This window comes from Bacteroidetes bacterium endosymbiont of Geopemphigus sp., assembly GCF_002904345.1.
In the GTDB taxonomy this organism is placed as follows: Bacteria; Bacteroidota; Bacteroidia; order Flavobacteriales; family Blattabacteriaceae; genus GSPS2-BC2016.
This window is the reverse complement of the sequence record NZ_PEIH01000005.1, coordinates 222,783-245,502: the sequence shown is the minus strand read 5'-3', so window position 1 is coordinate 245,502 and position 22,720 is coordinate 222,783. Positions and strand designations below refer to the sequence as shown.

The 22,720-nt window shown below is 34.7% G+C and carries 19 protein-coding genes and 1 pseudogene; 7 read left to right on the top strand and 13 right to left on the bottom strand.

Annotation, left to right across the window (positions count from 1 at the left end; genetic code table 11):
* Window positions 1–73: 73 nt before the first annotated feature.
* The 5 genes from CS842_RS02350 to CS842_RS02330 form a co-directional block, all read right to left on the bottom strand.
* A complete protein-coding gene (locus tag CS842_RS02350) occupies window positions 74–1,765 on the bottom strand; it encodes an OstA-like protein (protein ID WP_103327302.1) in 1,692 nt (563 codons plus the stop codon).
* Window positions 1,762–2,208 carry a Fur family transcriptional regulator gene (locus CS842_RS02345; protein WP_103327301.1) on the bottom strand — a complete coding sequence of 149 codons (447 nt, stop codon included), beginning with the start codon at window positions 2,206–2,208 and terminating at the stop codon, window positions 1,762–1,764. The genes CS842_RS02350 and CS842_RS02345 overlap by 4 nt, the downstream gene beginning before the upstream one ends.
* A 66-nt stretch (window positions 2,209–2,274) precedes the next feature.
* Window positions 2,275–4,524 (bottom strand): RelA/SpoT family protein, encoded by a 2,250-nt coding sequence (locus CS842_RS02340; RefSeq protein WP_103327300.1) that lies wholly within the window; start codon window positions 4,522–4,524, stop codon window positions 2,275–2,277.
* A 53-nt stretch (window positions 4,525–4,577) separates the two neighbouring features.
* The gene (locus tag CS842_RS02335; RefSeq protein WP_103327299.1) at window positions 4,578–4,982 is read right to left on the bottom strand and encodes a RidA family protein; all 405 of its coding nucleotides are present in this window, start codon (window positions 4,980–4,982) and stop codon (window positions 4,578–4,580) included.
* 169 nt (window positions 4,983–5,151) lie between these two features.
* The gene (locus CS842_RS02330) at window positions 5,152–7,749 is read right to left on the bottom strand and encodes a putative LPS assembly protein LptD (RefSeq protein WP_146037432.1); all 2,598 of its coding nucleotides are present in this window, start codon (window positions 7,747–7,749) and stop codon (window positions 5,152–5,154) included.
* Between the two features lie 60 nt (window positions 7,750–7,809).
* Between CS842_RS02330 and CS842_RS02325 the strand changes: the two genes are divergently transcribed.
* Window positions 7,810–8,655, top strand: coding sequence for an N-acetylmuramoyl-L-alanine amidase family protein (locus tag CS842_RS02325; protein WP_103327297.1), 846 nt, complete (start codon window positions 7,810–7,812; stop codon window positions 8,653–8,655).
* A gap of 325 nt (window positions 8,656–8,980) precedes the next feature.
* Window positions 8,981–9,958, top strand: coding sequence for an MlaD family protein (locus tag CS842_RS02320; RefSeq protein ID WP_195909836.1), 978 nt, complete (start codon window positions 8,981–8,983; stop codon window positions 9,956–9,958).
* A gap of 272 nt (window positions 9,959–10,230) precedes the next feature.
* On the opposite strand, the gene CS842_RS02315 is transcribed toward CS842_RS02320, so the two are convergent.
* From CS842_RS02315 to ribD, 8 genes and pseudogenes are all read right to left on the bottom strand, one after another.
* A complete protein-coding gene (locus CS842_RS02315) occupies window positions 10,231–11,148 on the bottom strand; it encodes a ribonuclease Z (protein ID WP_103327295.1) in 918 nt (305 codons plus the stop codon).
* Between the two features lie 528 nt (window positions 11,149–11,676).
* Window positions 11,677–12,516: a CPBP family glutamic-type intramembrane protease gene (locus tag CS842_RS02310; RefSeq protein WP_103327294.1), complete on the bottom strand. Its 840-nt coding sequence runs from the start codon at window positions 12,514–12,516 to the stop codon at window positions 11,677–11,679.
* Window positions 12,509–12,764, bottom strand: a pseudogene (locus CS842_RS07800) (23S rRNA (pseudouridine(1915)-N(3))-methyltransferase RlmH). Before CS842_RS07800 ends, CS842_RS02310 begins: the two are co-directional and overlap by 8 nt.
* A gap of 642 nt (window positions 12,765–13,406) precedes the next feature.
* Window positions 13,407–14,117, bottom strand: coding sequence for an SAM-dependent methyltransferase (locus CS842_RS02290; RefSeq protein ID WP_103327291.1), 711 nt, complete (start codon window positions 14,115–14,117; stop codon window positions 13,407–13,409).
* 20 nt (window positions 14,118–14,137) lie between these two features.
* On the bottom strand, window positions 14,138–15,571 hold the full coding sequence (gene dnaA, locus CS842_RS02285) for a chromosomal replication initiator protein DnaA (RefSeq protein ID WP_103327290.1): 1,434 nt from the start codon (window positions 15,569–15,571) through the stop codon (window positions 14,138–14,140).
* A gap of 504 nt (window positions 15,572–16,075) precedes the next feature.
* Window positions 16,076–16,348: a hypothetical protein gene (locus CS842_RS02280; protein WP_103327289.1), complete on the bottom strand. Its 273-nt coding sequence runs from the start codon at window positions 16,346–16,348 to the stop codon at window positions 16,076–16,078.
* A gap of 25 nt (window positions 16,349–16,373) precedes the next feature.
* Complete coding sequence (locus tag CS842_RS02275; protein WP_103327288.1) at window positions 16,374–16,610, bottom strand: hypothetical protein; 237 nt, start codon at window positions 16,608–16,610, stop codon at window positions 16,374–16,376.
* A gap of 77 nt (window positions 16,611–16,687) precedes the next feature.
* Complete coding sequence (gene ribD, locus CS842_RS02270) at window positions 16,688–17,746, bottom strand: bifunctional diaminohydroxyphosphoribosylaminopyrimidine deaminase/5-amino-6-(5-phosphoribosylamino)uracil reductase RibD (RefSeq protein ID WP_103327287.1); 1,059 nt, start codon at window positions 17,744–17,746, stop codon at window positions 16,688–16,690.
* Between the two features lie 1,020 nt (window positions 17,747–18,766).
* On the opposite strand from ribD, the gene CS842_RS02265 reads away from it, so the two are divergent.
* From CS842_RS02265 to CS842_RS02250, 5 genes are all read left to right on the top strand, one after another.
* Complete coding sequence (locus tag CS842_RS02265; RefSeq protein ID WP_103327286.1) at window positions 18,767–19,384, top strand: porin family protein; 618 nt, start codon at window positions 18,767–18,769, stop codon at window positions 19,382–19,384.
* 280 nt (window positions 19,385–19,664) lie between these two features.
* Window positions 19,665–19,793, top strand: coding sequence for a hypothetical protein (locus CS842_RS07420; protein ID WP_265614194.1), 129 nt, complete (start codon window positions 19,665–19,667; stop codon window positions 19,791–19,793).
* A complete protein-coding gene (locus CS842_RS07790) occupies window positions 19,790–20,098 on the top strand; it encodes an outer membrane beta-barrel protein (protein WP_103327285.1) in 309 nt (102 codons plus the stop codon). Before CS842_RS07420 ends, CS842_RS07790 begins: the two co-directional genes overlap by 4 nt.
* Window positions 20,099–20,382: 284 nt before the next feature.
* The gene (locus CS842_RS02255) at window positions 20,383–20,733 is read left to right on the top strand and encodes a hypothetical protein (RefSeq protein ID WP_146037431.1); all 351 of its coding nucleotides are present in this window, start codon (window positions 20,383–20,385) and stop codon (window positions 20,731–20,733) included.
* A 1,234-nt stretch (window positions 20,734–21,967) separates the two neighbouring features.
* Window positions 21,968–22,627, top strand: coding sequence for a carbonic anhydrase (locus tag CS842_RS02250; RefSeq protein WP_103327283.1), 660 nt, complete (start codon window positions 21,968–21,970; stop codon window positions 22,625–22,627).
* Window positions 22,628–22,720: the final 93 nt, after the last annotated feature.

Here is a 22,720-nt window from a genome sequence, read left to right as displayed (position 1 = left end):
AAACTGGTTTGAGCTTGATAATGTAAAAAGATTTTTTAAGATCCATCTTCAGATAGGTTTTTTCCCAAGTTTTTTATAGTTTTTTGCTTTTTTCTTGCTCTTTACGATAGGAGAGGATATCTGGAATAAAAATCTCTTCTTTTTTTATGGGACGTTCTTTATCTCGCCATTGAAAATGAGAAAGAAAATGCTCTTGCTCAGGGAATTTTACTTCAGGGGAAAGAATTGAATGAGCTTTTTGTCTGCAGGAAACCTTCCGGATTTTTTGCTCTGGTGTAAACCAAGCTAAAATAAGTCCACAATTTGATCTGTTAATACCGATACGGCGTTTAACTTTGTTTCTTTGGTCTTCCTCTTCAGCAAAAAAAAGGCTCTGGGCATTCCCTTTTGCTTCTATACTGTCGATTTGGCTATTTTTAAAATAAGCACTCATAAAACGTCCTTTAAGCTGATTGAATTCTTTTTCATTAAGAGAGTCAACTTTGCTACTTGCAAAGGCGTTTCCAATGATTTGCATGGAATCAAGCACTTCTTTTTCAGGATGAATATAAGCATGAATCATATCCCCCTGGATTTGCTGATTTTCACGCCAAAAGACGGGATCTTTATAGAAACTCATCTGGCCTTGATCTTCATGATAGACGATAGAGTCACATTTAGCTTGCATATCTGTTTTATACATTTTTGCAAAATGATAAGCACGAATTACATTAGTTGATTCTATCGTTTTCACCGCTATAAGCGTGTCGGCATGAATAAAAATAGAATCATTTTTGACAAGCTTTATAGCCAAAGGTTTTTTAAGAAGTATAGCTGAATCGGATGGCTGATAGATTTCCCCGTAACCTCCGGTGAGGAATCTTTTTTTTTCGGGATCTTCCAGACAGACGTTTCCAGTAGCAGATCCGAATCCACTGATCTGATCGAAATACAAACTGTCGCCTTTAAGGATTTTTCCATTATAATGTAAACTCGGAGCCTTTTGTCCATAAGCTTTTTTGTCTTGAGTATAATAACTTCCTTTTTCAGTATAGATATATTCTTGAGGTTTAGATTTTTTCCTTATGGTAGTAGGGCCTAAGAAGTCCACTTTTTTTTCTTCTGTGTAATAATGAGCTCTATGAGAGAGAATTTTGTATTCTTGATTTTCTATATCCACATTTGAAAGAAATTCCGCTTTTTTCTCTCTTGAAAAATAAACTCCTTTAAGACTTTTTAAGATATTTTTTTCATCATACACAGTGCCTCCAGTAGTGTAATACGCCTGTTCGTTATTGCCGTTGTATTCAAGAAGTGAACTGCTTACGCGAGTGTTTTTATCTGTAAGCAAGGTATTTCCAATAGCCCTGGAGATTTTTGTATGTGAGTCATGGTAAAGAGTATCCGCCCTAATTTCAGTTTCTTTTTCATACGCCACTGGTTTTTCATAGACTTTAGCAATTCCACTATTACCATCGTATTCGAGTTTCTCTCCTGTAAATCTCCGGTCTTTCGAGTGCATCTTTACCTGTCCAAAACCTTTAAACTCATTGCTTTTTTTATAATACACCGCGCTGTCACAATCTAATGTGTTTCCTTGATGTTCAAGAGAAACATTTCCGCTAAGAAACAAGGCATCGGGATCTATAACCCCTTTTTTTTGTATAAGATCTGCATGGATAAGGTGAATCTTTTTTTTTGATAATTGATTTTTTTTGAGATGACCTTTAATAATCAATAAGCTAGCAGTAAAAAGAAAAAAATATTTAAAATTTTTGAAGATCATTTTTTTCTGATCCCGTAAAAGTATAACGAATGGCTCTCTATTTTTACATTATACTGTTCTTCAATGGTGGATTTCAACGCCTGGATGCGTGGATCGCAGAATTCGATGATCTCACCAGTATCGCTAAGAATCAGATGGTCGTGTTGCCTGTCAAAGTAAGCTTTTTCATAGTGAAATTGATTTTCCCCAAACTGATGTTTGCGAATCAGCTTGCAATCCTGTAAAAGTGCAATGGTGTTATAAAGGGTGGCTCGACTCACGCGGTATTTTTTCTGTTTCATATTAAAATACAGCGTTTCCACATCAAAATGCTCATCACACTTATAAATCTCTTCCAAGATAGCATAACGCTCGGGCGTATTGCGATGACCATGTTTTTTAAGATACTCCTCAAGTACTTTTTTAACGGTTTCAAAACGACTCTTTTTTATGATTGGATTCATGAGTTTTTAAGATGCTTATTCGACCTATTCATAAAGATATCATAATTTAAATCCTTAGAATAGAGACTATAAAGAGGATTTCTCTTCATGTTTAGGTTGCGGATGTGTTTCCAGGCGTTTAACCGATTTGATATTATGAATGTTTTCAAGTTGCTTGATAGTATGATCTACTTGGTATTTATTTTTTACCTCTAACGTGAGAATGCCTTCAAAAAAATTATTACCGCTGGAAATATTTATGTTTTTAATATTCAGCTGAATATGCTGGGCAATAATTTCTCCGATTTCTTTAACAATACCCGCTCGGTCAAATCCCTCTATCTTGATTCTGATTTCAAAATCCTTATCTAAAGAGTTAATCCATTTCGCCTTGATGATACGATATTTGTAATTCGCGCGTAAACTAATAGCATTAGGACAATCTTCTCGATGCACCTTGATATTTTGATTAATAGTTACGAAGCCAAAGACCAAATCGCCAGGAATGGGATGACAGCATGGAGCTAAGGTATAGGCGAGATCTTGCTGATTGTTATTGAAAACCAGTATATTATTTTGTTTTTTATCAGTATTGAAATCTACCGGAGAGGTCTCCAAAGTTTTTTTTGAACTTCCTTTTACTACTATGTTTGTTTTATTAAATTCATCGTAAAATAGCTTGAGATCATGACTATCAATTGCTCCATTACCTACTCTATAAAATATTTCTTGACTAGTAGAGATCTTAAAGAAATTTACTAGCGCATTTACAGTGCTTTCATTGAATTTTACCTTTAGGTGACGTAGCTTGCGCTCAAGAATTTCTTTGCCTTGATCGGCAATTTTTTTTTTTTCTATATTTAGCGCACTCTTGATTTTTGAACGAGCTTTAGAGGTGATCACCATATCAAGCCAATCTACCTTAGGCTTTTGATTCAAACTATTTATGATCTCTACCTGATCTCCGCTTTGTAATGCGTGTTTAAGCGTTACGATTTTTCCGTTTACTTTGGCGCCTAAAGTCCTGTCTCCTATAAATGAATGAATGTTATAAGCGAAATCAAGGGCGGTAGCTCCTTTAGGAAGTGAGATCAGATCGCCTTTGGGCGTAAAAACATATATTTCTTTGGCGTAAAGATTTAATTTAAAGTTATCGACGAGTTCTATTGTACTGTTAGAATGTTCGGTTTCTAAAATTTCACGAATCCTGTTAAGCCAACCCTCCAGACCTTTTTCTTCGTTTTGCTCAAAGCCATGTTTGTATTTGTAATGTGCCGCAATGCCTTTTTCAGCGATTTCGTTCATGCGTTCTGAACGAATCTGTATTTCCACCCAGTGCCCCTGAGGCCCCATTACTGTGGTGTGTAAAGATTCATAACCTGTAGACTTAGGATGTGATATCCAATCACGAAAACGTTTTGGATTTGGATAATATAAGTCAGTCACTATGGAATAAATTTTCCAGATCAGAAAACGCTCTTCTTTGGGCGTAGCTTCGTAAATAATTCGTATGGCGAAAATATCATAAATGTTTTCAAAAGGCACCCCTTGTTTATTCATTTTTTCTTTGATAGAAAAAACCGATTTGGGACGACCTTTAATCTGGTGTTTTATTTCTTCCTTGTCAAGGGCTTCACGTATACTTTTGCTAAATTTTTCAATATAATCTTCCCGTTCTTGTTTGCTGTCTTCTAGCTTTTTGAGAATATATCTATACATTCTTGGATCGATATATTTAACGCTTAGATCCTCTAGCTCCATCTTAAGGTTATAAAGTCCCAGCCTATGTGCCAGAGGAGCAAAAATGTAAAGGGTTTCCGAGGCGATATTCTTTTGCTTTTCCCTTGGCATGACTTCCATGGTACGCATATTGTGCAATCTATCGGCCAGTTTAATGAGAATTACCCGGATGTCTTCAGAAAGAGTAAATAAAAGCTTTCTGTAATTTTCAGTCTGCGATGAAATATTTGAATTTTTGATCTCCGAAATTTTGGTAAGACCATCAATAATTTTGGCTACCTTTTCATTGAAAGCATGTGAGATGTTTTCTAACGTATAATCACTATCTTCTACTACATCGTGTAATAAGGCTGCTGCTATAGCTGTGGCATCGAGGCCTATTTCTTGTGAAACGATTTTTGCTACAGCGATAGGATGGTGGATGTAAGCTTCGCCTGAATACCTCTTTTGTCCTTTATGGGCATCGGCAGCTACCTCCATAGCTCTTCGAATAAGTTTTTTGTCTTCTGTATTTAAGCTTAAGTAAGCTCCCGCTAAAAGTTCTTTATACCTTTTAGCAATCTCGTGACGTTCTTCTTCGCTATAGCTCTCATGCATATTTTACCACTCCTTTGAAAAATAAATAGTATTTTCATTCGAATGAAATTTTTTTAGGAGGTTGTATTTTTAGCCTTCGAGGAATGAGCAATAAGTGAAATCTCTACGTGTGCGTCTTTTGGAAGACGAGATACCTCTATCGTTTCTCTTGCTGGATAATTGCTTTCATTGAAAAAATTTCCGTACACCTCATTAATCTTAGAAAAATCATTCATATCTTTTATAAAGATTGAAGTTTTTATTACATTTTCAAAATTCATTTCTGCGCACTGAAGATAGTATTTAAGGTTTTTCATCACCTGTAGTGTTTGATCTTTTATATTATCCGATACAATTTTCCCGCTGGAAGGATCTACTGGTATTTGGCCCGAAACGTATAAAAAACCCTCAACTAAGATCGCTCCGCTGTAAGGACCTATAGGTTTGGGGGCATTCGTTGGGGAAATAATTTTTTTCATGAAAAATCTTCTTTATGGTGTGGTCTAACAAATATAAGTAAAACTAAAATAGTCAAAAAAAGCCTATTTTTTAAGGGATATTTTTTTTTCAAAAGTTCGTGAAATATTACACTATAAGATTTTTTTCAAACCTTTTTTTTACGCAAAAAAACTAAGTACTATTATTCATTTAGAAATCATCCATCGATCTTGAGAAGGATTCTTTTTTATCAAACTTTAAATCTTTAAGAACGTTGGCTTTTATTCCTATAAAAAAATTCCATGTAGATCCAAAACCAGAAGAAACGGGAGTCCAGTTAAAATTCATTGAAAAACTTCTCAGATCTCTTTCAAATTTTAAATTTAATCGAGTGATTTTTTGACCCATCAAATCATAATAACCATCAAATGTAATTTTCCAATAAGGTGTAGGTGATAGCTTTCCATCGAATCGCAGCTCTGCCCTGTGGGTACGGATATCACTTACGTAAGATCTATCATAATTGTAGCTTATGCTTGTATTTAAGCTCCAAGGTAGAGAGTAATGGGCATAATTATCTTTGTCAAAGACAAATTTTTCGTAACGAATTTCGCCTTTTTTCTTATAAATATCTTCTTTTTTTTTCGAATCCTCTTTTTGAAAAGTTTCATTATTTAAGGAATAACTAAAATTTAAGTTGAAATTTTTCATCGTAAAAGGGCCTATTTTATCAACTCTGATTTTTTTAGAAGGACCTTTTACGTCTGTTATCGTTTTATAGAGATTGATTCTTCCGATAAATTGAGTGCTTATGTTTTTGGTGAAAGAGGTGTTTCCACTAAAATCAATATCTGACCATTTAAAGGTTTCTTTATCCAGATTGTAATGAGTGTTAAAATTGAATCGCTCAAGAAGAGTTATTTTACGTACTCCTCCAACCTGGGATTCATCTCTTACCTTCATTTCCAAATTATTATTCAGAGAAAACTCTACTTTCCGACCTGATGTGTTGCTAAGCGCACCTATATAAGAAGAGCTATCAAAAATACTATAAGGTATTTTTTGAGCGTTTTCTACGTTATATATTTTATAATAGCCCCAGAAGGGTTTTGTAAAATCTGGTGCGTATCTGAAAGTAACTTTTGGATCTACTTTATGTCTTAGCGCCTGAAAAAAGGTATCGGTTTTGAACCGCATAAAACCATAGAGCGTAGTGTTTAACTCAGCTCCGACACTAAAGGTACGAAAACTCTTAAAGCCTTTCTTTACTAGTATCTGCTCTGTTTCTTTTTTCTCTTTAACATCCCAATCCCAGCGTTTTTCAATACTTTGTAAGTCCCAGACTTCGTCATAGGTTATATTTGGTGAAAGACGTATGTATTTTAATATCTTTAGAGTACTGCCAAATTTTAACTCATGATGAATTCCGGTCTTCATATTATCAAACATCTTATTTTTAAAAAAGGATTCTTCCGAAGTTTTGATTTTATTGCTAGCTGAAGAATTATAATCGATGTATAGGTTTTGCAAAAACCTGTCGTTTTTGTTTGAAAAAGGATTTTGTCGGTTTACATTCAATGTAAAACTTGGAAAAGCTCCTCTAATTTCTCTCGTGTTAAAATTTTGACTTAAATCGACAATTTTCAATTTCATCGTGGCAATATTCCCAAATATTTTATCCAAACTAATACTTGAATTGCTATTGTTATTATATACTTTTCCGTTATTTATATTATCTATAGATAGCCCCTCTCTATAGAACTTGCTACTTGAGAAATTTATACTGGAAGAAAAAGTTAAACTCGGATGCGCACTTTTATCCTGTGTATGGTTCCAACGTATTTGATAATTTTTAAATTTTCCATAATTATCCAGTCCTCTGGTACCATTGATCCGCATATCATAATTGAATTGGAACCCCCCGGAGTATTTGTAACGTTTCTTATAGTCTGTTATTGAACGAATCGCCAAGCTTCCACTGGTATAGAATGAACTGAATATTTTAGCCTGCCAGTAATCGGAAATGGGCCAAAAAAAACCTAGATCTTCTATAAAAAAACCTTGATCGTTGTTCTCTCCACAACGCGGTGATATAAATCCGGCGCTACTCCTTTCTGAGAAAGGAATGTAAGAAAAAGGTAAAGGTATGGGAAATGGTGTCTTGTAAATATATATAAATACAGGACCCGTGATAATAGATTGTTTATCATAATATTTGATCTTTCGCGCTTTAAGGAAATAATCAGGATCCTCGGTTTTTTTATCTTTGAAGTAAGTATCTGTCGTATACAAAGCATCGCGCATTAGGTTGACGCTATCGTTTTTTCGCAACACTCTTTTAGAGATAATTACACCCTCTTGTTCTTCGGTTCGTATGTTTTGGAAATTTCCTTTTTTGGTCTTGAAATTTAGATAAAAACTATCGTATTCGTATTTTTTTCCCGCTTGTGTTAAGGTGGCAGAGCTCTCTGACTTTCCCAAGACGTTAAGCTTTCCACGTGCGTAAATCATGTCGGTTTTCCAGTTGATCTCTATATAGTTAGCTGATATATTCATATCAGTATACTTCACTGAGGCGTTTCCTATGAGGTAAGATTTTTTTTCAAGAAGATCATGATCCTGGGTATCGGCATCGTATTCTACGGTATCTTTGATAGGAGTTTCTTTTTCTGCTTTTAACGTATCTTTGGTTATTTTTACAGACTCCGGATCACCGGAAAGAAATATAGGCGAGTATTGCGCGTTCGCTATACTCCCCTTGAGTATAAAAAAAAAATAAATGATAATTACCAATACATTTTTAAACAAGTTTTTGAGATATTTTAGGCTGCTATTAGTCCCAAAAATAGTTAAAAATTGCTCTCTCTTATGAAGCACGTCTTTTATTATTTTCTACTGTTTATTGTTTCATTTTTTGCTCCCGCGCAGTCAAAGAAGTCTTTTGTATTAGTCATCGACGCAGGTCATGGAGGTAAAGACTCCGGAGCTTATGGCTATGGAGGCTATGAAAAGAATATAGCTTTATCAGTAGCAAAAAAAGTAGGTGAGTATATAGAGCAAAATTATCCTTCGCAGGTGAAAGTAATCTATACGCGTAAAACAGATGTATTTATCCCTTTAGGGGAGCGGACAAATATTGCCAATCGACATCATGCAAACTTGTTTATTTCGATTCATTGCAACGCTACCCCACGCGCCTCTCCTGAAGGTACGGAGACTTATGTACTTGGTATGCAACGAAGTGGAGATAATTTTGAGGTAGCCAAACGGGAAAACTCCGTAATATTTCTTGAATCTGATTATAAAAAAACTTATCAGGGTTTTGATCCTAATTCTCCGCAATCGGTCATAGGTCTTACTTTGATTCAGAACACTTATTTAAGAAATAGTATAGAGTTTGCTAAAAAAGTTGAGGAAAATTTTTCACAAGTCCATCGGCAATCCAGGGGAGTGAAACAAGCCGGACTTTTTGTCAATCGTGAAGTATCTATGCCCTCTGTGCTGATCGAGATAGGTTTTATAACGAATCCAAATGAAGGTGCTTTTTTGGCTTCTTCCTCCGGTCAGGAGGCGATAGCCTCGGCTATTTATAAGGCCTTTTGCGGATTTAAGTCTGATTATGACGCTAAAAACACGGAGGCTCCAGGCATTTCTAGTATAATTCCTTTAGAAAGAGTCCGATTCTTATGTGGAAATCATAGAAAGCCTACCTGATAAGAGCTATCGGGTAAATACATCAAATCCATTAGGTATTGTATATACTATATAGCTTTTAAGCCTTTCGAGAAAGATTTCCGGGGTAGATCCTGCTTTTTAGGGCTTGCGCCTGTATCTCTTTATAAAAAAGAGAATTTATATAAGTATATCTACGGAAATACCTCATCAGAGTTACAAACAGCTAAAGAGTGGTTTGTGCATGCACGAAATTTAGGTTTTTCTTCTGCTTTTATCCTGGCTGTAAAATGGGATCTGCTTAAGCAAAACACAAACCGAGGCTTTGCTAGAAAATAATTAATTTCGTGTATTCATTCTATAGATTTTGAAATACGGAAAACAAATAAAGGCGGCACTTATAGCTATAGCAGCTATCGTTTCTTTCATAGGATTGGTCAACTTTCTAAAGGGTAATGATTTTTTTCAGAAAGGACGTCGTTTTTATGCCATTTATGAAGACGTTTCCGGACTTGAACCCTCACGTCCTGTGCTGGTAAACGGTCTTAAAGTAGGTAAAGTAGAAAGCATTGCTTTTCACTCGGATAAATCCGGAAAACTAGTAGTAGGTTTCCGAATATGGTCTGATTTTGAGTTCTCAAAAAAATCAACAGTAGTGATTACCGAATCGGGATTGGTGGACGGTCCTCAATTGAATTTGCTTATGTCAAACGAGGGAAAAATCGCAATAGATCAGGATACACTTTCTTCTGCTGTAAAACCCTCGCAAATCGCTGCTTTAACTAATAGCATTGACCCTATTAAGATAAAACTTCAAAAAACGCTTGATAATATGGATAGAATGCTTCTTTCGCTCAATGTTATTCTCAATGAAGAAAACGCTTCCGGCATCAAAAAAATGATCAAGGGACTTAATAGCGCTTTAGCTTCAGTTAAATCCGGGGCTGACGCAGCTGTCCTGATGGTGGGCTCAAACCAATCGACGCTTAATCATTCCCTTGAGGGCATCGGGGATGCCGCCGAGACTTATAAGAAATTGGCTATGCGCATTGAAAAAATTCCTATACAAGAGACTTTTCAGCATCTTGAAAGTTCTTTAGAAAGTCTTAGTCAACTTATCGATGGCATTAACAAAGGACATGGGACTTTGGGGAAATTAGCCGGCAATGATCAGTTGTACAATCAGCTCAATGGCCTTTCAAAAGAACTTGAATTGCTTACACGTGATTTTCGTTTGCATCCAAAGCGTTATGTTCATTTTTCTGTATTCGGGAAGAAGGAAGTTCTTTATTCTGAAAAAAATGAATCGATAAATCCTACAACTGATAAAAAATATGCAGATTAAAAAATGTTATTCATTAAAAAATAAAAAATATTAATCAGATAGTAAAGTATCTTTGGAAAACCAGCTATTTAACGATTTATTAAGCTAATAACTCATTTTGTCTTAGAATAAATCGTATAATAATCTGAATTTTAAAATCATGTCGATAAAATTTGAGATCAAACATATTTATCATTGCGTCGATAATACGAGCAACAGAAACAAGGATAATTTTATATGAATTTCATAAATAGATATATTAAGGTAATAACACCTATCGCTACTTATAAATTTCACTCTATAAGATACCTTCTTAAGGTTTTTACAGCTTCGCTTTTACGGAAGATCTTCTGTGCTTCCCGTTCAAATTTTTTGATATCCGGAAAGCGTTGAGAATAATGTCCAAGCAATAATTTTTTTACCTGTGCCTCTTTGGCAATCATAGCAGCTTGTTTTGCTGTGCTATGACCGGTAATTGCAGCACGCTCAGCTTCGCTATCGAGATAGGTAGATTCATGATATAGCAGATTTACCCCCTGAATCTCCTCTACAATCCCCCTGTGATAGGAAGTATCCGAACAAAAAGCATAAGATAAGGGTTCTGGTGGATCTAAGGTAAGATGGGTGTTCTCAATCTTTTGATTGTTACTTAAAAGATCTTCTCCATTTTTTAAGGCAACATATTGCTTGTAGGTAATTTCAGGATATTTTTTGATCTCCCGAACGTTCAATCGTCTGGGATTTGGCTTTTCTTTAAATAAAAAACCGTTGGTATATATTCGATGTTTTAAAGGTATAGTTTGAACACTTATGGTGTCGTCTTCCCATATTTTTTCAGACGTTAAAGAATTTAACTCAATAAATTCAATAGGGTAAGAAGAAGAATAACAAGCGTACACGAGTTGTAATTCTATAATTTTTTTCAATCCTCTGGGGCTATAAATAGATAAAGGTGCCTCTCGTCCCATCAATTGGTAAGTAGAAATCAATCCGATTAAGCCAAAAAAATGATCACCATGCAGATGAGAGATAAATATGCGATTTATAGAACTAAATCTTATGCGTGCTTTACGCAGTTGCCTTTGCGTGCCCTCCCCACAATCGATAAGAAAAAGATGTCCCTTCATTTGTAGCGCTTGTGCCGTGGGATACGAGTTTTTTGCCGGGAACGCTGAATGTGCGCCAAGCACGGTAACTTGTGCATGTTTCATAAGATAAAGCTTTTAGAGTATATCTGTAAAAAAACTAAAAGTACCTTCAATGCTGTGTATATGTGGTTGATGTGATTTTCCCCTCTAAGCTTAACTCACCTAAAGTTTCCGATGCGATGAGGATCGCATCATAGCCTAAAATATGGACCTGTAGGTGTTTTTATATATCATTTGAGCTTTTCTAAAAAAATACATCTCTCGTAGAGTTTCTTTGGGTAAAGAATATCTATGAATTCTGCACTGTGTTTTTTATTTTCTTTGAATTCTTTAGTGGTTTTGAATACTATTTTTACTTTTCCCGTTTCGGGTATAACGCTTCGAATACGTTCTCAGAACGTCCGCTGATGATAAAACTCTTATATTTAGATCTTCCCCTAAATAAGGTTTCGGAATATTCTTGAAAATTTTCTCTTCCTTAAGACGCATATTCTTTCGATAGGTTTGTCCAATTTTTGTTATATATTTTTTATACCTGAGTAATTTAAAAAAATACCTGAGATTTTGTATTTAAAATTATTTGCATTTTGATTAGTCTATTGGAACTGCCCGTGATAAAGACCATTGATTCCAAGATAATCTTGTCTGGAAAAGAAATAAACGCAGTACAACTGCCAATGGAATAAGCGCCACCCATCCGATAAAAGTATGCGATTGGATCCATTGAGAGATTTTCTCCTCTTTATCAATAAATGTGAGAAATACGATAAGCCCGTTGTTTAATGCGTGCAAGAGAATACACAATAAAAGCGAATGTGTTCTGAAATATATCAGTCCTATAAGGTTTCCCAAAGAAAAAGCACCAATAAATTGCCAAGGATTCATATGTATGACTCCAAATAAAAACGATGAAAATAAAATAGCTTTCACAGGTGAGATATTCTCGCGTAAGAGACCGTTAAGCAAAATTCCCCTGAAGAAAAATTCCTCACAAAAAGGCGCTAATAAAACAGCAGCAATAAAAAAAGTAACTGGATGTACTAATTGTTCTTTCATATTTGTGTCAAACCAACTATAGAGAGGGCCTAGGAGAGGACCTTCTTTAGGTATAATATTAATTATATATTCATTTAACACAATTGTAAAAATTGTCAAGCAAAAAGCGCTTACATAAATATTCCATCCAAGTGTTTTCCATGGCGTATTCCACTGCACAGATTCTTTACGATTTTTAAGATAAATATACCAGAAAAGAAATAAAAATGGAAGAGTATAACCAACTATTTGTAATAGCGGTCCTGATTTCAGAGAAGGAATAATTTTTGAGGAGAAAATCAGGATTAAAGTTGATAATAATCCAAAATTAATGAACATCAAAATTAAATGGATCGCATAACGGTAATTTATTTTTAAGTAGTTATAATCATTCATGATGATAGGGATGATTTTTAAGAATCGAGAACGCGCGATAAAGTTGCTCAGCGCAAATAAGTAAACAATAAACACTTTGTGGAATATTTTAGCTGATTTCTGATAAAAGAAGCAAATTCCATAGAACCGTAAGTCTTTCCTTTTTCATCGAGCAGGCAAAATTTATCGCCGGGAAACACTTTTAACAGAATTGCTTCCGACTTTTTTTGTTTTTGCTCAGATATGGTAGATTTTTTTACATCAGGAATTTCTAAAACGACATGAAATTTCTCTTTCTAGTCTTTTGAAATAAACTCGTGTGAACGTTTTTAAATTCTCGTCGCGTGATTTTCCTACAAAAAGTGCAATATATTTCATAAAATAAATAAGCCGTGAATTGATTTACCATATCAAACATCATTTCGTAAGCCAAATAATTATTTCTTTTCTTCAAAGAGTAAAGTTACGTTCTTTAGGAAATACTTCTCTTTTCTTCGGATTTAGTGACGATTTTTTTAAGTCTTTTACTGCTTTTGAGTCTTTTGTTTATCTATCATAGTCAAATTTAGTCTGGCACTTTTTTACAGGTATATTTATACCTTCTTTTCTGCTTAATTTAACCAATTATTTTAGTCTCTGGGTGGCTTTTTATTGGGATATATATTTTGTGTTATTTCGGTTCCCATCTTCACTTTTCCTGGAAGCAAGTGGTGCCCGGCGCTGTTTTTACTACAGTTTTTTTTGCGCTTTTTTCTTTTTATAACGTGCTCTACGGTTCTATAAAAACTATACTTATTTTGATGCTTTGGTTCTATATCAATAATCTTTGGATTCTTCTCGGGCATGAGATTATCACTAACATATGGCATTAAAAAACCAAAATTATTTTTTATAAATATCTCCAAACAGATTTAAAACGACAAAAGCCCGAATAAGCTAGGTCTTTTATAAAGATTAATTGTAGTTTTTCTCCATTCTAAAATGGACTGAGTTTTGATCATCTCATCTCTGCCGGTAAGATCTGTAGCTATGGTGAGCAGGCTATATTTATTACAAACCGATAGAAGAATTTCCAGGAGTTTTCCGTTACGATAAGGGGTTTCCATAAACAACTGTGTTTGCCCATTTTCCCTGGAATATTTTTCAAGAGATTTAATTTTCTCCTTCAATAGGTTTTTCGCAATAGGTAAATAACCATGAAAAGCAAACCGCTGCCCATTCAAACCTGAAGCCATTAAAGTCATCAATATTGAAGAAGGTCCGGAAAGTGGCATCACAACCAGCTTTTGCTTATGTGCTCTCAGTACGATGTTTGATCCGGGATCTGCAATACAAGGTAAGCCGGCTTCTGATAGTAAGCCCATCGAATGACCCTTGAGCAAGGGCTCAAGATAGGAATCAATGTTTTGAATTTTTTTACCATGTTTTGGTAACTCACCGATATGAAGATAATGTTGCGGTTTTCTCGGGCATATCCTTTTTATAAAATGACGTGCGCTTTTTTCATTTTCAACGATAAAGTGATTTAGTTCGTTTATTATTTCTTCGATACGCTCAGGCAATACTTCTTGAAAAGCGCTTTCCGATAGAGGTGTAGGAATTAAAAAGAGCTTCCCATACATGTAATTGTACCTTTGAAAGATTAGGGAGTGGTGATTTTTTTACGCAAGTCACTGATGTAGTATCTAAACATTTTGTCTGTTTCCGAGAGATTTTTAATCGTTTTACAAGCATGTAATACAGTAGCGTGATCACGTTGACCGATTTTTTCGCCTATGTTCGATAGGGAAGCACCTGTGTATTCCTTGGCAAAATACATAGCCAATTGTCTGGCCTGAACGATGTCTCTTTTTCGCGTCTTGGACTGGATTTGCTCAGCGCTGATCTTGAAATAATCACAAATAATTTTTTTAATTTGGTCTATGGAAATTTCCTTTCTTGTGTTAGATATGAAATTTATGAGGGTTTGTTCAGCTAATTTCTGTGTGATTTCCTTCTTATTTAATGAAGCCTGGGCTACCAAAGAAATTAAAGCGCCTTCAAGTTCTCGTACATTGGTATGGATATATTTCGCAATATACTCTACGATAGCCTCCTCTACACTAAGACCGTCTTTATAAATCTTGCTTTTGAGGATTTCTATACGAGTCTCATAATCAGGTGTATGCAATTCAGCTGATAAACCCCATTTAAAACGTGAAATTAAACGCTGTTCCATATCCTGCATATCGATAGGAGGCTTATCGGAAGTCATTATCAGCTGTTTACCACTCTGGTGGAGGTGGTTGAATATATGAAAAAAAGCCTCCTGGGTCGCTTTTTTACTCGCAAGAAAATGAATGTCATCTACAATGAGTACATCGATCATCTGGTAAAAATGGATGAAATCATTCCGGGTATTATTTTTAATGGCCTCGATGAATTGTTGGGTGAAGCGTTCGGCTGATAAGTAAAGTACTGTTTTATAAGGATGCTTTTCTTTTACTTCAAGCCCTATAGCATTACTCAGATGCGTTTTTCCAAGTCCGACGTTTCCATAGATAAAGAGTGGATTGAAAGCAGTGCCTCCCGGACGTCTGGCAATGGCAAGACCCGCCGAGCGCGCTAAGCGATTAGATTCTCCCTCGATAAAATGAGTGAAAGTATAATGTGGATTTAATTGCGCATCAATATGAATTTTTCTGAGTCCCGGAATGATAAAAGGATTTTTAATTTCACGCGGTTTTAAAGAGAGTGGCGCCTGAACTTCCTGAGGCCTCATTTTTTCTTTTCCTATACTGGGTATATTCATAGTATGGGGATGCGAGTCTTGTTCAGCTTTTTTTTCCATCAATATATTATATACCAAGCGCGCTTCATGACCTAATTCTTTCTGAAGTACTACTTTAAGCAGGCGTATGTAGTGTTCTTCAAGCCATTCATAGAAAAATTTACTAGGTACCTGTATGGTAAGCATAGATTTCTCAAGGGCTATTGGTACTATAGGCTTAAACCAAGTTGTAAAAGCATGTTCAGAAATATTGTCCTTTATAAAATTTAAACAATTTTTCCAGATATATTCTGCTTTATCTCTCATTTAAAGTATTATTTTTGCTTTATTATTATATAAAATATTTTTTGAAAAAGCAGCCATTCTCACAGGCTGAGCGAAGACCAAAGTTGAAGAGAAAATTCCTAAAAAAAAATTCTTTTTAATCTTGATTAATTTTAAATATGTTTGTACTATGTATTAATCTAATAATTCAAAATGATACATGTAAAAAATTATATAAGAGTGGATTATTCTGAAGTGGGTAAATGAGCTATGTGTATCATGAGCATTGTGACCAGTACACATCTAAAATTAGAGTATTATGATATCTGTAATAGAGCTTAATTGTACTTATTTAAAAACGGCGCGAATTATTAATTAGATCTTCTTACCATAAATATCTATCTGAAGTCTCTTTCTTTAGGAATACGTATCCATCTTTATTATAAATTTTATAATAAAAATACGGATTTTTTATCCAAGGCAAGCACTATTTCCAAGCAGACACCCTGTTCGATGTCCGGGTTTTATTCATCAAAAGCTTAAACCTCATTTTTCTTCTGTTTTATAATTCAGATCTAGCCTTTGAAAGCCTTCTTTAAAATCAATTGCTTCAAATTTTTCCATCCAGATAATTAATGAAGCTTTATTTTCGTTGATCCGGCAATCAATGAAAATAGTATTGGATTTTTCGATCCATCGGTAAGATGGAGCTAAGTCTTCATAAACGAGCTCTATTACATATCTATTCCATTCTATTATCTTGTCAATGGCAGTGTTCTTGAGAGTGCTTTCTGTGCAATTTTTGTAAGCTCGTATCAATCCCTCCGATTCCTAATTTTGTTCCTCAAAAATAACGTACTATGATCAAGAGCGTATTATAAAGCTCTTTTGAAACGATCTTCTGAAAGATCGGCGACTCCGCGGCTGAAAGCAAGGTTTTTGATCGTTTGAAAATCCATAATTCGTGAATTCGTGTCCTCCAATCGATAAGCGTAGTAGAAATGCCGCGCGCACGTGGGTGTTTTTGCGTGCAGCTTGAGAGATATGCTTTGATTTCTTGAATATCACTTTCGATAAGCATAACCGAATAATTTGCTATTATTCTCCTTATAAACCACTTCTTCAGCCGCTCTGGTTATGGAGAAAAAGCCACTCGTGTCATTTTGCACCATCAGGGATAAGAATCAGAAGTCTGTCATTATCAATAGTTCTTTGCCTCCATATTTTTCCCTGTACCATAGGCGCGTTTAATCCATTTTTTAAATTTTTTCCGGCAATGAAAATTCTGCTTTCATCCCACAGTTTTTTTTCGATAAAGCTTTCCAGAGTTTTTTTACCACCTTCCACCATCAATGACTGGACATTAAGATCATAAATGTTTTTTAACATATTTTCAAGAAATCTCTCATTGAAAAGCGTTTGTATGAAACGCGTCTTATTTTTATTCTCAGGAGGTGTTTCTTCTGTAAAGATCAGGGTAGGTTGTTGTTGATCGTATATATTTAGCGAACAAGGTAAACGGAGGTTTTTATCCAGCAAGACACGCCAGGGGTTATTTCCGTACCAGTGCCGGGCGTTTAGTTGAGGATTGTCGTTTCGGGCCGTTTGCGTTCCGATGAGTAAAGCTTCCTCCTGAGTACGCCAAAGATGAGTTAGTTGCCTTGAATAAACATTGCTGATCCAGAAAATTTCTCCCGTATTTTTCTGATGAGGTAAAACATCCATAAATCCATCATTACTTTGCGCCCATTTTAAGACAATATAAGGTCTTTTTTTTTCATGAAAATTTAAAAAACGCCGGTTAAGTATACGGCAATCTTCTTCGAGTACACTTTCAATGACTTTTATTCCGGCGGATTTGAGTTTCTTTATTCCCGTTCTGTTTACTTTTTCATAGGAATCTTGAGTTCCTATAACAACTCTCGGTATTTTTTTTTGGATGATCAAGTCTGTGCACGGGCTTGTTTTTCCATGATGTGAGCAGGGTTCCAGTGTGACGTACAGAGTAGATTTATTAAACTCCGGAGGATTTTTTACTGAGTTTATAGCCACAACCTCCGCATGCGGCCCGCCACTTTTATAATGCCAACCTTCTCCGATGATTTTCTCATCTTTTTCTATCACGCAGCCTACCATAGGATTGGGCCGTGTAGTACCCACCCCTTTTTTAGCTAAGAGCAAGGCTCTTCTCATAAAGAGTTCTTGAATTTCTTTCATAAGTTAAATAAAAGATTAAATTATATTATTTTGTAATACTCACAAAAAGACAAAATCTGAAGAAAAAGTTTGATAGCCGGGGAGATAAATTAACGTTGGAACAAATAATTTAAGTGATTATAGCTTGAAAGAGAGCTTATTTTTCTCTTGAAAACCTTATTTGTATAAAAGATAATATAAAGGCTATGAAAGAGTTTTTCAGGGCTTAATAAGGTGCGTTTTGCTTTTATAAAAGGTATTTGTTTGATGCAACGTATTTATATCTAGATCCTCTTTCACCTAAAAAGCATTAGATAAATATCTAAATATCAAAAAACAAAGAGCTTTGTGTCTTTAAAGCTGAAAAAAATCTTATAAAAATGGATTTAGTATGAATTTATTTGTAATAAATATGATATCTCATTTAAAAAACTTTAATTCAAACTCTTTAATAATGATAAACTATCAAAAACTACTTGTTACTCGTTGCAAAATAAGTTTTACGTTATTAAAGTTTTCAATCTGTTTATATATAAGAGATTTATAATCTATTCATATGTGAAAAAGGCAGAAAAAAAACTTAGTTTAAGTAAGAATTTTTTTATTTAAAAAAAAGGCTTTTATTTGTTTTTAAGTTTCTTAATGCGCGCAGCTTTTGTTTCTTTTATCTGATTATTTGAAACTTACGTAACTTTACAGATATCTAGCGATAGAATTCTTGTCAACCAGGTTTTGCTTTAATAATTTAATTCTGCGTTGTAAGCCTTTAAGAGAAGAAAAAGGTTTCTCAGAGAGAATTTCCCTTAGTTTCGCTTTTAGGAATTTCACCATGTACTGTGCAGGAGCTCTTTGCAATTAACATGTAGAGAAAAACGCTGATCGTTCGTATTTGTGTCCCTTTTTAACTTCTTATTTCTTTTTGGGAGTTAAATAAATTATTTGAAATACTTAGTCTCTAGGTGAATTTATACAGATTAGAAATACTTTGAAAGTTTTTATTATAGTGCTGATTTGTTTACATTTGAATAAAAATTGTAAAACATGAAAAAACTATTTCTAACCATAGGCCTGTTTTCAGGCGTCTTATCAACCCAGTCCCAGACGATAGGTCAGAGGCTAGATAAAACTATAGAATGTACCAAGAAAGTGTTTAAACAAATGGAATACGGTGTAAAGTCAGGGGTTAATTTTTCGAGCGTTATAAGTTTAAATAACATTTCTTCTCGTACAGGTTTTAACGCCGGTGTTTACGGAAGATACAATATAGACCAGGATATGTCCATACAACCCGAACTTTTATTTTCCTCACAAGGCTTTAAAAATAAATCCCTGAAAGAAACCGTATCAAACGGCTATTTAAATATTCCTATTATGTTTCAGTATCGTTTGGTAGATTCGCTCGCTTTTGAGATGGGTCCTCAATTGGGTTTTGCCATAAATAAAGACAATTATCACCCTGGCGATTCTCCAAAAAAAGCCAATGGATTTGATTTTAGCCTGACCCTAGGGGTAAAATACGATGTAAGTCAGTATTTTAAAGTTCCGGACTTAGGCCTTACCGCGCGATACACCATAGGTCTTACCAATGTTTATAAAGCTGATAAGATTTCTTCAAATAAAAATTCAGTATTTCAGACAGGTCTGGCCTATGTCTTTTAAGACAGAGATATTTTTATAAAAGATTTTTTTACAAAAGGCCTTGAAATTTTCAAGGCCTTTTGTTTTCTCTCTTTCGTTCATAGTTTATGAGAATTTATTTCAGAGCTATTTTTTAATATCCTTATAAATCAGTTATTTTTTGATTTAGATATTTTTTTTAAATAAAACGGTCTGTTTATATTCTTTTTTATGTATGGTTGAGTTTTTTTTTCTCAATTACGATTCTTCCTTTTTATAAAAGGAATATATAAATTTGTGTTAACACATTAATAAAAAATGTATGAAAAGACTACTTGACATCTTATCATTTGCATTGTTTTTTACCTCCATTCAGCTCTACGAAAAAACCATGTTTCCCGTCTGTGAGTTCTCTGCCATGCCTGCCAGAGGAGAACATATTTTGGAATAAAAAGTGGGCTGAATATATCTAAACTTGGAAATTCCTCCGGAGTAAAAAGTTCGAGCTTGCGCTCGGGAATGCACGCCAGAGTTTATCTCGGTTATATACTCGCCGATGGATTTTCCATTCAAACTGAGCTTATATATTCTCACCAGATAGGTAAAGAACAAGGAGTATTTACGAGAAGGCTTGACTATATCAATTTACCTGTGATACTTCACTATATATTTCCTAGCTCTATGCTAAGCGGTTTTTATCTGGAATTAGACCACCAAATAGGTTTTGTTATCAACAATCAGCTTAAAAGTTCCTGACGGAGAAAAACTTCCAGATGAGTTACAAAGATCACATTAAGGATGATACTGATAAATTTGATTTCGCCCTCGCCGGAGGTTTAGGCTATCATTTAGGTGTAGGCTATATGTTCTAATAGCTTTTCGATATTTTTCATCGGTGCTTACTAAAAAGTCCCAGAATATTCTGGGACTTTTTTATCTCTATATATAAATTTTTTATGAATTTTAAAATAATAATTTTACATTATTTAATTATATAAATAATGTATTTTACTTACGTAATAAGTAAAATACTTTTTCCTATGGATTACATAATTCTTCTTTATGAAGAAGATAATCATTTATTTGTCTTTACCTTGTTTTTTATAGTAAGTTCGCTCAAGGTTCAGGAATCTTCTCGTTTTAAACGATCTGCTCAGAAATACGAATTTTATTTCGGAGTCAAAGCAGGGATAGGCATAGCCCCTATTTTTAACGTGGATAAGTCATTGTCAAATCATTTTAAAAATTCAAAAAAAATACCACCACAATCAAAGGGGAAACGTTTGATAAATTTAGAGTACATAGAGATAGAGCTTTATTTAATAAGATATTATATCAATATACCTGTTTTGGCGAAATATAATTGTCCTGTAGGTATTAGTCCACCATGATTAAAACAGTACCAAAGCGGCTAAGGGAATTTCATTGAGAAGGCCCGACACTAAGGCTACACATAATATTAACAAAGCGCCATGTGTTATGGTAGCGATTTTAATTCATCCGCCTGCGTTTAGATTTTCCGAAGACCTTACGATAACTGAAGTAACAGGCAAACCTTCGAGAAGGATGTTGACGGTATTGCCGATACCTTGCGCCTTAAGCTCACGACTTCTAAGAGCGTAACGTAATGGTTCCAGTTTATTAATATATTCAACAGAAAACTAAACTATCGATAAGCAGCTTATTAGCGTATGACCAAAGCGATCTGCCATACGTGTAGGTTAGAAAATCCACTAAAGTCAGGAAGTGTAAACTGTCCGATATATTCTTTAATATTAGCAGCTATGGGTAGATTATACCATATAATTTCAACTTTCTGCCGCTAGAGAGGAGGGAAAAGAAGAAAACAATATATTTCATGAAGATGCCCAATACCACCACTATAATCGCAGCGGGTATGACCTAAAATTTTCATGAAGGGTTGTTCTCAAAAAATGAGCAAGACCAGTGAGATTAAGCCGGTAAGCAATATTCCTAGGCTGATATGTTTAAGCGAGTGATGAATAAAAGAAAATCCTGATTCCAAAAGCATGAATTCCGTAGTCTTTTCCACATCAAAGCCCAAAGGTAAGGAACCTGCTTCATAATAATGATCAGACCGATAGCTGCTAGCATGCCTTCAATACCTTTTATAATAACCTTTATTACGGTGGTATTCCTGGATTTGCTCAATGGAGTAGTATATTGGTATGGTATTGAGCATATTTTTATGCTGCGTCAGAAGAAAATTCCTTATTATTTATAAACGCATCACTTATTCCAACGGGGAACTCATTCATTTGACTTTTTCTCAGGAGGTGTCTTTTCTGAACAAATAAAGTATCAAAGAAACCCTTGATAACATTCCTGAAGGCACTAATCTTATCATCGATGCCAAACCGCTTACATAGATTTCGATGTTCTGGACTTGCTTAGGGAGTTCAGGGAATTCAGAGTACCTACTAAAAATATCAAAGTATCCTTTATAGGTTTCAAAAATATTTACAATATTGAGAACGCTTTAGAGGTTATTCCCGATAAGTTGCTTTCAAATAATGAACAACCCAAACTCTTCTCCGGAAGGTATGAAAGACCCATCAGACAGTTCAAGAGAGATAAGGTTAATAAGTAAATTTAGGACATTTTATGAAATATCATAAAAACAAAGCTTCACACGATCTTAGCCCTAAAGAAGCGCTTAGATTTTTACAAGAAGGAAATTTTCGCTTTATTAACGCCATTAACCGAGATCATGATCATTTGCAAATGATTAATGTCACTTCTGAAAATCAGTGGCCTTTTGCCGTTATTCTCAGCTGTATGGATTCACGTATTTCTTCTGAGCTGATTTTTGATCAAGGGCTGGGGGATGTTTTTAGTATACGAATTGCAGGTAATGCCATCAATTATGATGTATTGGGTTCGATCGAGTATGCTTGTAAAATCGCAGATTCGAAGCTTATCGTCTTATTAGGACATACCCGATGCGGCGCTATCAAAGGCGCTTGCGACGAAGTACAGATGGAAAATCTTTCAAAACTTTTGGCTAAGATTTACCCCGCCGTTCAGGCTGAGACGAGCATCATCGAAAACAGAAATTCTAAAAATGAAGAATTCGTTGAAAAGGTATGCGATTTGCATTTGAGGCAAAGCGTTCATTATATTTTACAGAATAGTCGTGTACTTAAGGAAATGATCGATAACGGAGAAGTAGGAATTATTCCGGCCAAATATGATTTGAGCACAGGAAAAGTTACTTTTTATGAAAAGGAAGGTATTTTTAATTCGAAAAAGCAAATAATATAAGATATCTAGATTAGATTTTGGTTTTATTAAAGATTTTATATATGATCCGGCGCTTTTCAAGCTTATTTATTACTTTCCTGCTAAACGCGCTTT

Bases quoted from the DNA above. Each gene is read 5' to 3' on its own strand.
- CS842_RS02325 (WP_103327297.1), top strand. From the start codon at position 7,810: ATGAAGCACGTCTTTTATTATTTTCTACTGTTTATTGTTTCATTTTTT.
- CS842_RS02310 (WP_103327294.1), bottom strand. From the start codon at position 12,516: ATGAATGATTATAACTACTTAAAAATAAATTACCGTTATGCGATCCAT.
- dnaA (WP_103327290.1), bottom strand. From the start codon at position 15,571: ATGAGAGATAAAGCAGAATATATCTGGAAAAATTGTTTAAATTTTATA.
- CS842_RS02335 (WP_103327299.1), bottom strand. From the start codon at position 4,982: ATGAAAAAAATTATTTCCCCAACGAATGCCCCCAAACCTATAGGTCCT.
- CS842_RS02275 (WP_103327288.1), bottom strand. From the start codon at position 16,610: ATGCTTATCGAAAGTGATATTCAAGAAATCAAAGCATATCTCTCAAGC.
- ribD (WP_103327287.1), bottom strand. From the start codon at position 17,746: ATGAAAGAAATTCAAGAACTCTTTATGAGAAGAGCCTTGCTCTTAGCT.
- CS842_RS02290 (WP_103327291.1), bottom strand. From the start codon at position 14,117: ATGTATGGGAAGCTCTTTTTAATTCCTACACCTCTATCGGAAAGCGCT.
- CS842_RS07420 (WP_265614194.1), top strand. From the start codon at position 19,665: ATGAAAAGACTACTTGACATCTTATCATTTGCATTGTTTTTTACCTCC.
- CS842_RS02315 (WP_103327295.1), bottom strand. From the start codon at position 11,148: ATGAAACATGCACAAGTTACCGTGCTTGGCGCACATTCAGCGTTCCCG.
- CS842_RS02350 (WP_103327302.1), bottom strand. From the start codon at position 1,765: ATGATCTTCAAAAATTTTAAATATTTTTTTCTTTTTACTGCTAGCTTA.
- CS842_RS02255 (WP_146037431.1), top strand. From the start codon at position 20,383: ATGGATTACATAATTCTTCTTTATGAAGAAGATAATCATTTATTTGTC.
- CS842_RS02345 (WP_103327301.1), bottom strand. From the start codon at position 2,208: ATGAATCCAATCATAAAAAAGAGTCGTTTTGAAACCGTTAAAAAAGTA.
- CS842_RS02340 (WP_103327300.1), bottom strand. From the start codon at position 4,524: ATGCATGAGAGCTATAGCGAAGAAGAACGTCACGAGATTGCTAAAAGG.
- CS842_RS02265 (WP_103327286.1), top strand. From the start codon at position 18,767: ATGAAAAAACTATTTCTAACCATAGGCCTGTTTTCAGGCGTCTTATCA.
- CS842_RS02250 (WP_103327283.1), top strand. From the start codon at position 21,968: ATGAAATATCATAAAAACAAAGCTTCACACGATCTTAGCCCTAAAGAA.